Origin of the sequence: Chitinophaga eiseniae, from assembly GCF_012641265.1 — a bacterium.
Taxonomy (GTDB): domain Bacteria; phylum Bacteroidota; class Bacteroidia; order Chitinophagales; family Chitinophagaceae; genus Chitinophaga; species Chitinophaga eiseniae_A.
This window is the reverse complement of record NZ_JABAHZ010000003.1, coordinates 713651-728355: the sequence shown is the minus strand read 5'-3', so window position 1 is coordinate 728355 and position 14705 is coordinate 713651. Positions and strand designations below refer to the sequence as shown.

13 protein-coding genes are annotated in these 14705 nt (G+C 47.1%); 11 read left to right on the top strand and 2 right to left on the bottom strand.

Translation table 11 applies throughout. From position 1 onward, the window contains the following. Nucleotides 1-68 precede the first annotated feature (68 nt). The 10 genes from HGH91_RS16725 to HGH91_RS16680 all read left to right on the top strand — a co-directional run bounded on the left by HGH91_RS16725 (nucleotide 69) and on the right by HGH91_RS16680 (nucleotide 9609). The gene (locus tag HGH91_RS16725; protein WP_168739937.1) at nucleotides 69-806 is read left to right on the top strand and encodes a head GIN domain-containing protein; all 738 of its coding nucleotides are present in this window, start codon (nucleotides 69-71) and stop codon (nucleotides 804-806) included. Nucleotides 807-1128: 322 nt separating this feature from the next. Then, complete coding sequence (locus HGH91_RS16720) at nucleotides 1129-2049, top strand: dialkylrecorsinol condensing enzyme (protein ID WP_168739936.1); 921 nt, start codon at nucleotides 1129-1131, stop codon at nucleotides 2047-2049. A gap of 186 nt (nucleotides 2050-2235) precedes the next feature. Beyond that, complete coding sequence (locus HGH91_RS16715; protein ID WP_145664927.1) at nucleotides 2236-3372, top strand: beta-ketoacyl-ACP synthase III; 1137 nt, start codon at nucleotides 2236-2238, stop codon at nucleotides 3370-3372. A gap of 24 nt (nucleotides 3373-3396) precedes the next feature. Further along, on the top strand, nucleotides 3397-3795 hold the full coding sequence (locus tag HGH91_RS16710) for a hypothetical protein (protein ID WP_168739935.1): 399 nt from the start codon (nucleotides 3397-3399) through the stop codon (nucleotides 3793-3795). A 101-nt stretch (nucleotides 3796-3896) separates the two neighbouring features. Next, a complete protein-coding gene (locus tag HGH91_RS16705) occupies nucleotides 3897-4901 on the top strand; it encodes a BtrH N-terminal domain-containing protein (protein WP_168739934.1) in 1005 nt (334 codons plus the stop codon). Between the two features lie 12 nt (nucleotides 4902-4913). Continuing rightward, complete coding sequence (locus tag HGH91_RS16700) at nucleotides 4914-5660, top strand: ABC transporter ATP-binding protein (protein ID WP_211092328.1); 747 nt, start codon at nucleotides 4914-4916, stop codon at nucleotides 5658-5660. Between the two features lie 46 nt (nucleotides 5661-5706). After that, complete coding sequence (locus HGH91_RS16695; RefSeq protein WP_168739933.1) at nucleotides 5707-6999, top strand: ABC transporter permease; 1293 nt, start codon at nucleotides 5707-5709, stop codon at nucleotides 6997-6999. A gap of 91 nt (nucleotides 7000-7090) precedes the next feature. Next, nucleotides 7091-7348, top strand: a complete 258-nt coding sequence (locus HGH91_RS16690) for a phosphopantetheine-binding protein (protein ID WP_145664939.1) — start codon at nucleotides 7091-7093, stop codon at nucleotides 7346-7348. A gap of 13 nt (nucleotides 7349-7361) precedes the next feature. After that, a complete protein-coding gene (locus HGH91_RS16685) occupies nucleotides 7362-8576 on the top strand; it encodes a beta-ketoacyl-[acyl-carrier-protein] synthase family protein (protein WP_168739932.1) in 1215 nt (404 codons plus the stop codon). Continuing rightward, nucleotides 8566-9609: a beta-ketoacyl synthase chain length factor gene (locus tag HGH91_RS16680; protein WP_211092327.1), complete on the top strand. Its 1044-nt coding sequence runs from the start codon at nucleotides 8566-8568 to the stop codon at nucleotides 9607-9609. Before HGH91_RS16685 ends, HGH91_RS16680 begins: the two co-directional genes overlap by 11 nt. A gap of 3 nt (nucleotides 9610-9612) precedes the next feature. Here HGH91_RS16680 and HGH91_RS16675 read toward each other — a convergent pair whose 3' ends face one another. Together HGH91_RS16675 and rpsT are read right to left on the bottom strand one after the other, a co-directional pair. Next, complete coding sequence (locus tag HGH91_RS16675; protein ID WP_168739930.1) at nucleotides 9613-11337, bottom strand: M14 family metallopeptidase; 1725 nt, start codon at nucleotides 11335-11337, stop codon at nucleotides 9613-9615. A gap of 73 nt (nucleotides 11338-11410) precedes the next feature. Further along, a complete protein-coding gene (gene rpsT / locus HGH91_RS16670; protein WP_145664951.1) occupies nucleotides 11411-11665 on the bottom strand; it encodes a 30S ribosomal protein S20 in 255 nt (84 codons plus the stop codon). Nucleotides 11666-11906: 241 nt separating this feature from the next. On the opposite strand from rpsT, the gene HGH91_RS16665 reads away from it, so the two are divergent. Further along, nucleotides 11907-14666: a 2-oxoglutarate dehydrogenase E1 component gene (locus HGH91_RS16665; protein WP_168739929.1), complete on the top strand. Its 2760-nt coding sequence runs from the start codon at nucleotides 11907-11909 to the stop codon at nucleotides 14664-14666. Nucleotides 14667-14705: the final 39 nt, after the last annotated feature.

Sequence of the window (14705 nt, the reverse complement as noted above, 5' to 3'; positions counted from 1 at the left end):
GGTCAATTTCAGATTTTGAAATTCGAAATTCAGAAATCTGGCGTATCTTTCTGCAATAATCTTGACCCATGATATCAACAAAATCTCTCCTATGTCAGGCCACTGTGGCTCTTTCTACTGTTTTACTGTTAAATTCCTGCGATGTAATCGGCCAGAACCGGGTAAAAGGAAACGGGCATGTCACTAAAGAAGAAAGACAGTCAGCAGCTTTCCATCAACTCAAGGTAGAAGGTAGTATGAATGTATTCTTGTCCCAGGGCGAGGCTAAGCCTGCCGTTATTGAGGCAGAAGATAACATTATACCGTTGATAGAATTTGCCCGGGAGGGTGACCGGTTAATAGTACGTTTTAAAAGAGGTATTTCTGTCAGCACACATAGAGACATCAATGTATATTTAACCACCCCGGAGGTAGACGAGGCCAGTCTGGCCGGAGCGGGTGATCTGAAATTAACGGATAGATTTAACACCAAGTCCAACGTGAAGTTCAGCCTGAGCGGTTCTGGTAACCTCAGTGGTGAAATCAATGCCCCGGCTGTAAAAGCATCTATTGCCGGTTCTGGTAACATCCAGCTGAAAGGTGAAACCCGGGATATGGACCTGGTGATTGCCGGCAGCGGCAATTTTGAAGGAGATAAGCTCCTGGCGGAAAATGCCAGCGTTAAAATTGCGGGTAGCGGCGATGCAGATGTATATGCCAGCGTGAAACTGGATGCAAAGATTACAGGCTCCGGAAATGTAAACTACGGAGGCGCCCCTTCCGTTAATTCTTCCGTTACCGGTTCAGGTACCGTACAGAAGAAATAAAATCAACATTTGCAAATTTTTAACACTTCGAATATCATAATTCGCACCCTTTCGATGTTTATAGGGGAAGTTTTACAAACATAACAAGTCCTTGAGTCCAGGTACAGCATTCGCAATTTTATGCCGGCTGATGCTGTACCTGGCTGGGGCACAAGCAGTTACCTCAATTAAAAATACCCCACCCCATCAACGATTCGCATCAAATTATCATTAAATCACATGAATGATGACCGTTTTTTTGTATGTTTACGGTTTGATTTGTAGTTTTCGCCAATTAAGTTGTTGGAATTACGTTTTGAATTGTTGAACTCCTATTCCTTTTATGAACGAAAGACCGAGGATCCTGGTGGTATATTATACCCAGACAGGGCAATTGAAAAGGGTTATTGATCATGTGCTGGCTCCGTTGGAAGGCAAAGCCGATATTACATTTGAGCAGCTGGTACCAGTAACGCCGTTCCCTTTTCCATGGGGGAAACAGCAATTTTATGATACTATGCCGGAAACGGTGCAGTTGACCCCGCGTGCCATACAACCGCTGAAAGTGGATGTGAATGCTCATTTCGACCTGGTGATCATGGCATACCAGCCCTGGTTCCTGTCGCCTTCCCAGCCTACAGCCGCTTTTCTGCAAAGCGATGCAGGCAGGCAGTTATTGAAAGGGAAGAACGTAGTGACATTATTGGGCAGCAGGAATATGTGGCTCAATGCACAGGAAAAAGTAAAAGGGTATTTGCAGCAGGCCGGCGCTCAGCTGGTCGGCAATATTGTACTGGTAGATAAATCTCCTAATCTTATCTCTGTAATTACCATCCTCCGTTGGGCATTCAAGGGAAAGAAGGAGGCCACCCGCTTTTTACCACAGGCAGGTATACAGGAAAACGAAATCATTACCTCCAACCGTTTTGCCGCGCCGCTGGAAAAAGCGCTATTGCAACAACAATGGAATGATTTACATCCGCAGTTGTTGGCGCTCGATGCCGTAGAACTGAAACCTAACCTGGTGGTATTGGAAGCCAAAGGGATCAGGGCTTTCCGTTTCTGGGCAAAGTTCATTAGCGCCAAAGGCGGACCAGGAGCGGCTTCCCGCCAGGGCCGGGTAAGTATGTACAGAGGATTACTGTTAGCCGGTATCTTTGTATTAACACCCATTAGCCTGATTACTTCTATTATAAAGCTCAATTTGAAGAAGAACCAGCTACGCAGGGAAGTGGACTACTATAAAGGTATTTCTTTGCGGTAACCTGCTTTATTAGGTAGCTTTACGCTACGGCGTGATAGTTGTAATTCCGATTAGAGTTCTATATTTACGTCCGGTGTATAACGCATTTTAAATAAAAAACATATTTATCTCTGAGCGCTGTCTGGTAAGGCAAGTCAGTGTTGATCAGGTTATTACATGTAGCCTTTAAAGACGAATAATATTCAAATGAAGGAAGTTTATATTACCAGGCTGTCGAAATTTTTACCTAACAAGCCTGTTGAAAATGATGAAATGGAGAGCATTCTCGGCATGGTAGACGGAAAACCTTCTCGTGCACGTTTAAAGATTTTAGGTAACAATAAAATTAAGACGCGTTACTACTCTTTAGACAAGGATGGCAAATCAACGCATTCCAATGCCGAAATGACGGCAACAGCAGTAGAACAGTTGTTCGATGAGAAATTCCCCATCAACAAATTAGAGTTGCTGGCCTGTGGTACCACTTCTCCCGACCAGCTGCTCCCCAATCATGCCGCGATGGTACATGGTATTTTAAGATGTCAGCCGGTAGAACTGATTGCTGCTACAGGCGCTTGCGCAGCCGGTATGCAGGCTTTCAAATATGCCTGGATGTCTGTTCGTTGTGGCAATACTTCCAACGCGGTAAGTACTGGTTCAGAAAAATTTTCCGCCTGGATGCTGGCACAGAAATTTCAGCCGGAAGCAGAAAACCTGAAAAGCCTGGACGAAAATCCTATCATCGCTTTTGAAAAAGACTTCCTCCGCTGGATGCTGTCCGATGGCGCCAGTGCCGCGCTGTTCCAGGATAAGCCTAATGAAGAAGGATTATCCCTGCGGGTTGACTGGGTAGAAATACTGTCTTACGCCAACGAGCTGGAAACCTGTATGTATGCAGGTGCTATTAAGCAACCGGATGGTAACACAACCGGCTGGATAGATATGACACCGGAAGAGTGGGCACAGCATAGCGTTTTTTCTTTTAAACAGGATACCCGTTTACTGGGTAAGAATATAGTTCCTTCGGGAGCAAAAATGTGGAAAGAGCTGGTAGAACGTCACCAGATCAACCTGGATGAAATAGATTTCTTCCTGCCGCATTTATCTTCCGAGTTCTTCAGATTAAAGATCGATGAGGAAATTACCCGCCTGGGTGTGCCTATTCCATTGGACAAATGGTTTACCAACCTGGCCAATGTAGGTAACGTAGGTACGGCATCGCCTTACCTGATGCTGGAAGAGCTGATGAATACCGGTCGGCTGAAGAAAGGACAGAAAGTAGTGCTGATGGTACCGGAGAGCGCACGTTTCTCTTATGCCTACGCGCATATTACTGTAGTATAAGGATCACTTCTAAAAACTGCTATCATGAAAAAAGAGGAAGTACCACAAGACAGCGACAACCTGCATGAAGGTACATTCAAACAGATTATGTATGCGGTGGATAATTCCGGCAATTATGTGCAGGTGCAAAGTGCAGGCTGGGAGCCGGAAAACATTGCACTGGACCAGGCCTGGGAAGAAGTAAATGAAAAGGTAAAGGCTGCCCGCGCCCGTGTGGAAGCAGGGGAAATCAGCCCCGTAGCCTACTACATGGAAAAGAACCTGATGGACCTCGCGCTACTGGCCAATTATGTGGGAAAATTCCAGTGGCAGGTAAAAAAGCATATGAAGCCCGGCGTCTTTAAAAAACTCTCGCCTAAAATGCTGCAACGGTATGCCGATGCCTTCAAAGTGAGTGTAACGGAGCTGTTACAGATAAAATAAATATCACGCAGGGGCGCAAAGCAGCGAAACGCGCAAAGAACAGATTGTTTATATTTTCTTTGTGCGTTTTGCTGCTTTGTGTCTTTACGACCAATAATAATATGAGTAATTCTATTTTCCAACACAAACAGACAGCTCATTGTGAGAGTGGAGTAATATCAAACCTGCTGGGACACCAGGGTTTGCAGATCAGCGAACCAATGGCATTTGGTATAGGCGCCGGTATATTTTTCGGACACCTGCCCTTCGTAAAGGTGAATGGTGTGCCCGGAACTACCTATCGTATCTGGCCGGGCGCTATTTTCCAGCGGGTATGTAAACGCCTGGGGGTGAAAATGGAGTCTGAAAAGTTTTCCACACCGGAGAAGGGGATGCTGGCGCTCGACAAAGTAGTGGCAGCAGGTATCCCGGTGGGATTGCAGTCCAGCGTGTATTATCTGCCCTATTTCCCGCCTTCCTACCGTTTTCATTTTAACGCGCATAACCTGGTGGTATATGGTAAGCAGGAAGATCAATACCTGGTGAGCGACCCGGTAATGGATACGGTGACGACCATAGATCCGGAAAGCCTTTCCCAGGCGCGCTTTGCCAAAGGATTTCCTGCCCCCAAAGGAAAGATGTATTATCCCGTGCATGTACCGGCGAAAGTATCCCTGGAAAAACCAATCCAGGAAGGTATTGCGCAGGCCTGCCACTTTATGCTGAAGGTACCGCTGCCTATGTTTGGCGTAAAAGGAATACGGTTTCTGGCTAAGAGGGTAGCCAACTATGCTACCAACCCGGGCGACCGTAAAGCCACGTTGTACCTGGGAAATATTATCCGTATGCAGGAAGAAATAGGCACCGGAGGTGCAGGTTTCCGCTTCCTGTATGCCGCTTTTTTACAGGAAGCGTCGGTCGTATTGAAAAACAACCAGCTGAGCAAGCTGGCCGGAGAGCTTACGCAAACCGGGGATTTGTGGCGTAATTTTGCATTTGCAGCAGGGCGGGTTTGTAAAAGCCGGTCTACCAGCGATGTATCTTATAAAGAATTAAGTGAGATGTTGATGGCTTGTGCTGCCTCCGAGGAGGCTTTCTTCCGGAAGCTGGCACAGGTGAAGTTTTAAATACGAATAAGCATGTCCGGCATAACTGTCAACGAACTATATAAAACCTACAAAGGAAGCGCAGAGCCTACCCTGAAAGGGTTGACGTTTCAGTTTGAAAAGGGAAAAATTGCCGGTTTATTAGGACCTAATGGCGCAGGAAAAACCACCACTATTTCTATCTTATGTGGTATTGTGAAGAGTGATACCGGAGATGTGTTCATCCATGGTTTAAAACAGGATGCAGCACACCGGGAAGCCATTAAGCGGCTCATCGGGATAGTGCCCCAGCAGATTGCCCTGTATCCACAATTATCTGCTGTGGAAAACCTCACCTACTTTGGCAACCTCTATGGCTTCAAAGGCAAGGCATTACAGCAGAAAATTATGCACTACCTGGAGCTGTTTGGATTGGAAGCGAGTGCGCATAAAGAAATTTATAAATATTCCGGTGGTATGAAGCGGCGGGCAAATATTATTGCCGCTATTTTGCACGACCCCCAATTGCTGGTACTGGATGAACCCACCGCAGGGGTGGACGTGCAGTCCCGTAGCATGATATTACAGTTTCTGCGCGACTATAACCGGCAGGGAGCCAGTATACTTTATACCTCCCATCTGCTGGAAGAAGCCCAGTCTTTATGTGAAGAAGTGGTGATTATGGATGCCGGCAAAATGATTGTACATGGCCATCCCCTTACCCTGATCCGCGAACATGCAGCATGTAATAACCTGGAAGATGTGTTCCTGCATTTCACAGGACATGCGGTGAGAGACTAGCTTTTGGCATTTACATTAAACGAATACAAAAAGCGCTGTAACAGCTATGTTAAGATTACTGGCAACAATAAGAAAAGAATGGCAGCTGTTGTTGCGCGATAAAACAGGATTGATATTGCTGTTTGTAATGCCTGTAGTATTAATTACGGTGATGGCGCTGATACAGGATGCGCCGTTCAAAGATTACCAGGATATCAAGTTTGACATATTAACGGTAGATAATGACCATGGCCGTTTGGGCCGTTATATCAGGGAAGGGTTGGAATCTGGCGGGCAATTCAATATTATTGATTCGCTGGAAGGTAAGCCTATCACGGCAGAGCGGGCCCGGCAACTGGTCAACGAAGGTAAATACAAGATCAGCATCATTGTACCGGAAGGGGCTACAGCGGCTATTGTGAGCAATGCCAACCATATTGTAAATGATATTACAAAGCGGATGGGCATGTCGGCTTCTTTGCCGGTAAAACGGCAGGCCGACTCGCTGAACGTGATCATTTACTTTGATCCGGCTGCGAAGAAAGCCTTCAAAGGGGCTATTCACCAGGCATTGGATAATTTCCTGACGCAGGTGGAAACCGATATGTTGTTGGGTCGTATCAAACAGCAATTGAAAAGTAAAGATTCGGTGGCCAACGCCACAGATACGCTGCCTATTCGTTTGCAGGCCGTTGGATTACAGGAGCACAGCACCGGTACAGGCAAACAGCTGGATGTTATTTCCAATTCGGTACAGCACAATGTGCCGGCCTGGAGCATTTTCGCGATGTTTTTTATCGTTATTCCCATTGCAGGGAATATGATCCGGGAACGGGAAGATGGCAGCCTGCTGCGGATGAAGTTGATTCCAGGATCTTACCTGGCGATATTGGCGGGAAAAATGCTTTTTTTCGTAGGCATCTGTGTATTACAATTTTACCTGATGATGCTGGTAGGTATTTATGTGATGCCTTTACTGGATCTGCCTACCCTGCAAATGGGTCAGCATCACGGGGCTACTTTGCTGGTAGCGACAGGTATCGGACTGGCAGCTACGGCCTATGGCATCCTGGTGGGCACGATATTTAAAACGCCTAACCAGGCGCTTAACTTCGGGGCTATCTCCATTGTCATTTTATCGGCCATTGGTGGTATATGGATTCCGTTAGAAGTGATGCCGGCAAAAATGCAGCTGCTGGGGCATTTATCTCCCCTGAGCTGGGGACTGGATGCAATTAACGATATTTACCTGCGTAATGGAGATATTGATTATGTGTGGAAGAATGTAGTAAAACTGATACTCACAGGACTGGCTATGCTGGCCGTAGCCGGGTGGATGGAAAAACGAAGATTGAACTGATAAATGTTTTCAAAACAATAGTAAAACTGTATTTTTACCCCCCACAAGGGCGTTCGCCTGTGTGAACAGCAGGTGATAAACCTACAACATTATGGAAGAATTAAAAAAGAAACTGAAAGAACAAATCATTGAGGCGCTGAACCTGCAGGATACCAAACCAGAAGACATTGATGACAATGCACCCCTGTTTGGCGAAGGTTTAGGACTCGATAGTATTGATTCCCTTGAATTGATGGTATTACTGGAAAGACAATACCACATAAAGGTAGAAGATCCCCGTGAAGGTCGTAAGATCTTACAGTCTGTTCAGTCAATGGCAGAATTTATTACATCCAAACAACCCGCGTAGGTAAATTGGCGGCATGGCGGAAAGAGTTTTTATAACAGGGGTAGGAATGATCACCGCCATTGGTGATGATGTGGTCGGAAACCTGCACAGTCTGCGGTCTCAGCACAGTGGCCTGGGCTATACCGAATATATCGATACCATTTACCGGCAGGTGCTGCCGGTGGCGGAAGTAAAACATCCCAGCGAATCGCTGTTTGCATTGGCTGGGGTACCGGTGAAAGACGGTTATACCCGTACTACCTTGCTGGGATTGATCGCTATGCGGGAAGCTTTGCAGCATGCTGGGATTGAGGAGGTGCAATCTGTCCCTACCGGCTTTATCAATGCCAGTACTGTTGGTGGAATGTGTGATACCGAAAAAGTATATTTCGATATCATAGATCCCGAAAAAAACGGCGCCTTTTTACAATACATTGATACGCTGGATTGCGCCGACTGTACACAACGTATAGCTGATGTTGTTGGATTCAGCGAACATATTGCCACCATCAGCACGGCCTGCTCTTCTTCCGCCAATGCATTGATGTTTGGCGCGCGTATGATCAGGCAGGGCATGTTACCCCGTGTGGTATGCGGGGGCACAGAAGCGCTGACCCGCTTTACGCTGAATGGTTTCAACTCCCTGAAAAATGTGGATAAGCAGTTTTGCCGTCCCTTTGATCAGCAACGTACCGGGTTGAACCTGGGAGAAGGCGCGGCCTACCTGGTACTGGAGAGCGAATCTTTTGCTAAAGCCAACAATAGTCGCATCCTCGCAGAATTGAGCGGATATTGTAATACCAATGAAGCTTTCCACCCCACGTCTCCTTCGCCGGATGGAGATGGCGCTTATGAAGCCATGAAAACCGCGTTGGCCATGAGTGGCCACTCCCTGGAACAGGTGGAATATATCAATGTGCATGGTACCGCCACGCTCAACAACGATGTATCAGAAGGAAAAGCGCTGGAACGATTATTTGGCGACAAAGTACCCCTGTTCAGTTCCACCAAACCCTTTACCGGGCACACTTTGGCGGCAGCAGGTGCAATCGAAGCCATTTATTCCATATTAGCGATACAACACGGGTTAATATTCCCAAATCTCAATTTTTCGGAAAAAATGGAAGAATTGAGCATTACGCCGGTAACACAATTACTGGAGGGATACCCCGTCAACAATGTTATTTCAAATTCATTCGGCTTTGGGGGCAACAATGCTTCCCTGGTGATCAGTAAATATGAAGGGTAAGTGTTATATACAAGGAATGGCAGCCATTTCTCCTCAGCCAACTTTTGAGGGAGATATTTTTCAGGCGCCACTGGTGCATACAGATAGTAACCTGCTTGCCTGTATAGAACCTGACTACAAACCGTTTATTCCCGGCAACAGCCTGCGTCGTATGACGCGTACGCTGAAAATGGGACTCACCGCCGCACTGAAATGTATACAGGATAGCGGAATCTCCACACCTGGTCCGATTATCACTGGCACCGGGAAAGGCAGTTTACAGGATACCGAAAAGTTCATTAAAGAAATTGTCGAGTATAAAGAAACTGCTTTAAATCCTACGCCATTTATTCAATCTACCTACAATTCCGTGAATGGTCTGATTGCCCTCCAGCAAAAATGCACGGCCTATAACAATACGTTTGTACATCGCGGTTTCTCCTTTGAAAATGCGTTGCTCGACAGTATCATGATGATACAGGAGGGAGCATCCCATACGCTTACCGGCGCTTTTGAAGAAATTACCAAAGAACATTTCTATATCAAGAGCCGGATTGGCTGCTGGAAGTCGACATCCGTCAACAGCCAGGAGGTATACCAGCATTTATCTCCCGGTACCATAGCAGGCGAGGGTGCCACTTTCTTTACGCTTACCGGTGCTGCTACTCCACAGAGTTATGCGGCTATTTCCGGGTTTAGGATGTTGTATAAGCCCAGTGAAGAAAAGCTGGCAACCGCCTTGCGGGATTTTAGTGAGGGTGCAGATTTGATTATTTGTGGCCGTAATGGCGACAGCAACCACGAACATTACTACGAGGTACTGGATGCCTGTTTCCCCGGTGTACCCCAGTTGCCCTTCAAGCATTTATGTGGCGAATATGATACGGCAGGTGCATTTGGTCTCTGGTTGGGGGCCCGGATATTGAGAGCGCAGCAACTGCCAGCTTCCTGGTTTCCCATGCAGGAGCAATTGACTGCGCCGGTCCATTCCATTTTATTTTACAATCACTTTTTTGGAGAGCAGCACGTGATGCTGCGGCTGGAGCGGGTATAGCGCTTACCGCACCCTGTACACGGGGTAGCGCATGTACTCCGGTTCTGCATAAGGCGAGTTTTTAAAAACAAACTCCAGCTGCTCGCTGCCATTATTGGCAAAGGCGGTATCAGCCGCTTTTTTCCTGTTTAGCTGCTCCTGTAATTCCGGGTGCTCTTTCAGATACGCTGCCCCGGTATCTTCAAACACATAGGGTGAATAGCCTTCTTTTTGCCCGAGTATTGCGTCGAAGAAGTTCCAGGCGAAGAACGAATCGCTGCCGGTAGGTTCCAGCGTTTCCATGAGGAAGCGGTTGGCCGCCTGATTCATCGGAATATACCAATCGCCTTTCCGGAAGCGAATGGAATCCCGGGTGCTGTTGACTTTGATGTTGGTGTGCACGTAGTGCTTTTCGAACGGTTTGTTATAGGTCTGGAAGTCGGCTATATGATATACTTCCACATACAGGGTGGTATCCCTGGCTAGCGGTTGCATTTGTACGTTGTTATTTTTAAGGAGATGAATAACGGCCCACCACCCCTGTGGGATGATATATGCCACGGGCTTTTCCACAAAATTGGCGGCTACGGCCTGGTTATAGAATTTTACCTGCCTGACATAGGGTTGGGTTCTGTCGTAATATAACCTCGGCAGGCCGGAAATGGCACTGGGCTTGTGCCCGGCAGCGAAGCCACGGAACGTAATATTCGTGTATTGCTTCATATCAAACTGCCAGGCCAGCGGGAAGCTGGACTGGGTAAGAGAAGTTTGTTTAGCCTCGTCTCTTAACTGCCGGATGTTTTCACTGTGGGTAGAAGTAAACTGTATAAAGCATTCCATCAGGGCATAAGTAGCTTTTACACGCTGTGGATAAGGTTTGAGCATATGTGTTTCCGGCACAAACCCGAAGGTATGAAAGAGGGTGGTGTAGCCGGTGGAGTAGCGGGGGCCGTCGGCAAATTCTACCCATCCGCTATCGGGTGTTTCGCCAAAATGATTAACATAGGGAACGAGGTCGTAGCCCTTTTCTTTCATGAGGCTATAGAGACCAGGTTCAAATGTTTTGTTCATGAATTCGCCCATAGGGCCGCCCAGTTTATTATGCTGGGTGGTGAGCAGGGTCATAATATGCTGGTAGTCGGCGCCGTTGCTCACATGGTTATCCACAAATACATCGGGGTCGGTCAGGTGATAGATTTGCTGGAACGCTAAAGCGTTCTTGGAGTCGGCCTTGATAAAGTCGCGGTTCAGGTCGAGGTTTTGTGCGTTACCGCGTGAACCGAAGGCATCGGGGCCATTTTGGTCAACCCGGTACCAGGGCGAACGGTTGAGCATGCCACCGATATTATACACCGGGATCACCGCCAGGATTACGTTATCGGGCAGCTTGGTTTTTCCCAGGGCCAGGTCACGGAGCAACATCATGCTGGCGTCTATGCCGTCGGGTTCGCCGGGATGTATGCCATTGTTAATAAGTATAATGCGTTTATTTTTCTTATGCAGGCTTTTAAAGTCGAAATCCCGTTTGGGGGAATAGGTAACCAGGTGAAGGGGGAACCCGGCATCGGTGGTACCGATGGTTCGGAGGTTGATTTGCGGGAATCTTTTGGCCAGCAGCTGGTAGTATTGAATCACTTCCGGGTAGGTAGCTGTTTCGCGGCCGTTGGTTTTTTCGTACCGGGTGGCCAGGTCCTGGGCGAAGCCGCAATATGGCAACAGGGAGGCGAGGAGGATAAGTATCTTTTTCATATACGATCGTGAGAGGAAAAACAAAAAGCCCTTCCTTTTGGAGGAAGAGCTATAAATATTGTTACTGAAACAATTAAGCGAGGGTCAGAACTCTCTTAGCCAGCTTGCTTTTCAGATTTGCAGCTTTGTTTTTGTGAATAACGTTACGTTTAGCCAGCTTATCGATCATGGAAGCTACCTCAGCTAAATCTTTCTCCGCTGTTGCCTTGTCAGTCACTGCTTTCAGGTCACGGATGGCGTTACGGGTAGTTTTACCATAGTAACGATTACGCTCATTACGCTTTCTGCTTTGACGTACGTCTTTTTTTGTTGCTTTATGGTTTGCCATTTTTCAAATTTCAAGTTTCGGACGGCAAAGGTAACTATATTCCATTTACAAAACAAACTAAATGTAGTTTTTCCGTCAAAGTGCAAATATAAGGCTGATTTATCACAGATAATCACTTGATTTTTTCTCATTTTTTCCAACCAGCGTATCGAAAAACGAGCGATATTTGCAATCCCATATATTAATGTATTGGGACCAACAGAAAAGTATTTGAACTGAAGATCAGCAAAACTCGTTGTAAATGAAGGACTTCTCATTCGTCACTAACTCACATCCTGCTTACATAGAATCGTTATACCAGGATTTCCGCAAAGATCCCAACTCTGTAGACCCGGATTGGGTTAAATTTTTCGAAGGATTTGATTTTGCAGTATCCAATGTAAACGGTCATGCAGGGGCAGCAGCGCCCGTAGCAGGGGGCAGCACTTCATTGCCGGTGAGTGATGACCAGTTGGCGAAAGAACTGGGTGTATACCGCCTGATACAGGCGTATCGCAAAAAGGGCCATTTGATTGCTAAAACCAACCCCATCCGTGAGAGAAAAGACCGGAAAGCCAACCTGGACCTCGCCAGTTTTGGATTAGGGGACGCTGATCTGAAAACTGAGTTCTTTGCCGGCACTACCATCGGTGTAGGCAAGGCTACGCTGGAAAAAATCGTTGCTTACCTGAACCAGATCTATGCTGCTTCCGTAGGCTTGCAATACACTTACATTAACGACCGCACGAAAGCGAAATGGCTGGAAAAGGAGTTTGAAACTGTGATGACCCAGCCCCTGTCGCTTGAACAGCGCCGCCGCATCCTGCAGAAGCTGAACCAGGGTGTTATCTTCGAAAAATTCCTTCACACAAAATATATCGGGCAAAAACGTTTTGGCCTGGAAGGAGGCGAGTCCACCATTCCTGCGCTGGATGCGATCATCAACGTGGCCGCAGAATATGGCGTACAGGAATCTGTGATCGGTATGGCTCACCGCGGCCGTTTGAACGTATTGGCCAACATCCTCGGAAAAACATACGAACAGATCTTCAACGAATTTGAAGGACTGGCTACCCCGGATATGACCATGGGTAGCGGCGACGTGAAATATCACCTGGGTTTCCGGTCACAGGTAACTACTCCTGCCGGCAGCCAGGTAAACCTGCAACTGATGCCTAACCCTTCCCACCTGGAAGTGGTAGATCCGATTGTAGTAGGTTTTGCCCGCAGTAAAGCCGATGTGATCTATAACAGCGATTACGATAAAATACTGCCTATCCTTATTCACGGTGATGCTGCCGTAGCTGGTCAGGGCATTGTGTATGAAGTAGAGCAGATGAGCAAACTGAAAGGCTACTACGTAGGTGGTTCCATTCATTTTGTAATCAATAACCAGATCGGTTTTACGACCGATTTCGATGATGCCCGCTCCTCAGACTATTGCACCAGCGTGGCTTCTATCGTACAGGCGCCGGTATTTCACGTAAATGGCGATGATGCGGAAGCCGTGGTAAAAGTATCACAGCTGGCTGCCCGTTACCGCCAGGAATTCAATGAAGATGTGTTCATCGACATGGTGTGTTACCGTAAGCATGGACACAATGAGGGCGATGAGCCTAAGTTCACGCAACCAAGCCTGTATGCACTGATTGAAAAACACGCCAATCCGCGTGAAGTATATACCCAGTTCCTGCTGAAGAATGGCGAGTCTGATGCACAGGCATTGGCAAAGGAAATGGAAACCGTGTTCTGGGCCGATTTGCAGGCTCGTTTGGATGAAGTGAAGCAGCATCCGCTGCCTTACGCCAACCAGAAACCGGAACAATGGTGGCTGGCCCTCCGTAAAGCCACGTCACAGGACTTTGACGCTTCCCCGGTAACTGCCATCAAGGAAGAGGATTTCAAACGCCTGTTCGACGGATTGATGAAATGGCCGGAAAACTTCGTACCACTGCGGAAAGTGAGCAAACTGCTGCAGGATAAAATAAAACTGTACGAAGAAGAAGGTAAGGTAGATTGGGCCACCGGTGAACTGTTGGCCTACGCCAGTCTCCTGATCGAAGGAAAAGACGTAAGAATGAGCGGGGAAGATGTGAAGCGTGGTACTTTCTCTCACCGTCATGCGGTTTTGTTTGATGAGAATACCAACGAAACGTATAACCGTCTTAGTCATTTCCAGGAAAACCAGGGCAAATTCAGAATTTATAACTCATTGTTGAGCGAATATGGTGTGTTGGGCTTTGAATATGGTTATGCCATGGCCAACCCTAACAACCTGGTATTGTGGGAAGCACAGTATGGCGACTTTGTAAACGGTGCGCAAACAGTGATTGACCAATATATCAGCAGTGCAGAGCAGAAATGGACTACCCAGAATGGTTTGGTGATGTTGTTGCCTCACGGATATGAAGGAGGTGGACCAGATCACTCTAATGCCCGTCCGGAGCGTTTCTTACAACAATGTGCTGAGGAAAACATGGTGATTACCAATATCACTACGGCTGCCAACTTCTTCCATGCGTTGCGTCGTCAGCTAACCTGGCAGTTCCGCAAACCACTGATTAACTTCTCGCCCAAAGCTAACCTGCGTCACGTAGGTGCTTACTCTACCATGGCTGAATTTACGCAGGGTGGATTTAAAGAGGTGCTGGATGATCCGTTTATCGATGATGCAGCGGTGGTGAAGAAAGTGTTGTTATGTACTGGTAAAATGTATTTCGACCTGAGTGATAAACAAGCTAAGGATGACCGTAAAGATGTGGCCATCGTTCGCATGGAACAACTGTATCCATTGCCGGTAAAACAGCTGGAAGTGATTGCGCAGAAATATAAGGGTGCCACTTTCTTCTGGGTACAGGAAGAGCCGTTGAATATGGGAGCAGCAGCGTATCTGCAAATGAATCTGAAACAGATCAATTACGGCGTTATCAGCCGTAATCCGAGCGCTTCCACTGCTACCGGTTATGCGAAAGTGCATGCACGCGAGCAGCAACAGATTATTGATACGGCTTTTAACATCTAAAAAAATTAAACGAATAAACAGAATAACCGGGGTTTGTGT

Excerpts from the sequence above, each read along its gene's own strand:
- HGH91_RS16725 (WP_168739937.1), top strand. The coding sequence starts at position 69 with ATGATATCAACAAAATCTCTCCTATGTCAGGCCACTGTGGCTCTTTCT.
- HGH91_RS16720 (WP_168739936.1), top strand. The coding sequence starts at position 1,129 with ATGAACGAAAGACCGAGGATCCTGGTGGTATATTATACCCAGACAGGG.
- HGH91_RS16715 (WP_145664927.1), top strand. The coding sequence starts at position 2,236 with ATGAAGGAAGTTTATATTACCAGGCTGTCGAAATTTTTACCTAACAAG.
- HGH91_RS16710 (WP_168739935.1), top strand. The coding sequence starts at position 3,397 with ATGAAAAAAGAGGAAGTACCACAAGACAGCGACAACCTGCATGAAGGT.
- HGH91_RS16705 (WP_168739934.1), top strand. The coding sequence starts at position 3,897 with ATGAGTAATTCTATTTTCCAACACAAACAGACAGCTCATTGTGAGAGT.
- HGH91_RS16700 (WP_211092328.1), top strand. The coding sequence starts at position 4,914 with ATGTCCGGCATAACTGTCAACGAACTATATAAAACCTACAAAGGAAGC.
- HGH91_RS16695 (WP_168739933.1), top strand. The coding sequence starts at position 5,707 with ATGTTAAGATTACTGGCAACAATAAGAAAAGAATGGCAGCTGTTGTTG.
- HGH91_RS16690 (WP_145664939.1), top strand. The coding sequence starts at position 7,091 with ATGGAAGAATTAAAAAAGAAACTGAAAGAACAAATCATTGAGGCGCTG.
- HGH91_RS16685 (WP_168739932.1), top strand. The coding sequence starts at position 7,362 with ATGGCGGAAAGAGTTTTTATAACAGGGGTAGGAATGATCACCGCCATT.
- HGH91_RS16680 (WP_211092327.1), top strand. The coding sequence starts at position 8,566 with ATGAAGGGTAAGTGTTATATACAAGGAATGGCAGCCATTTCTCCTCAG.
- HGH91_RS16675 (WP_168739930.1), bottom strand. The coding sequence starts at position 11,337 with ATGAAAAAGATACTTATCCTCCTCGCCTCCCTGTTGCCATATTGCGGC.
- rpsT (WP_145664951.1), bottom strand. The coding sequence starts at position 11,665 with ATGGCAAACCATAAAGCAACAAAAAAAGACGTACGTCAAAGCAGAAAG.
- HGH91_RS16665 (WP_168739929.1), top strand. The coding sequence starts at position 11,907 with ATGAAGGACTTCTCATTCGTCACTAACTCACATCCTGCTTACATAGAA.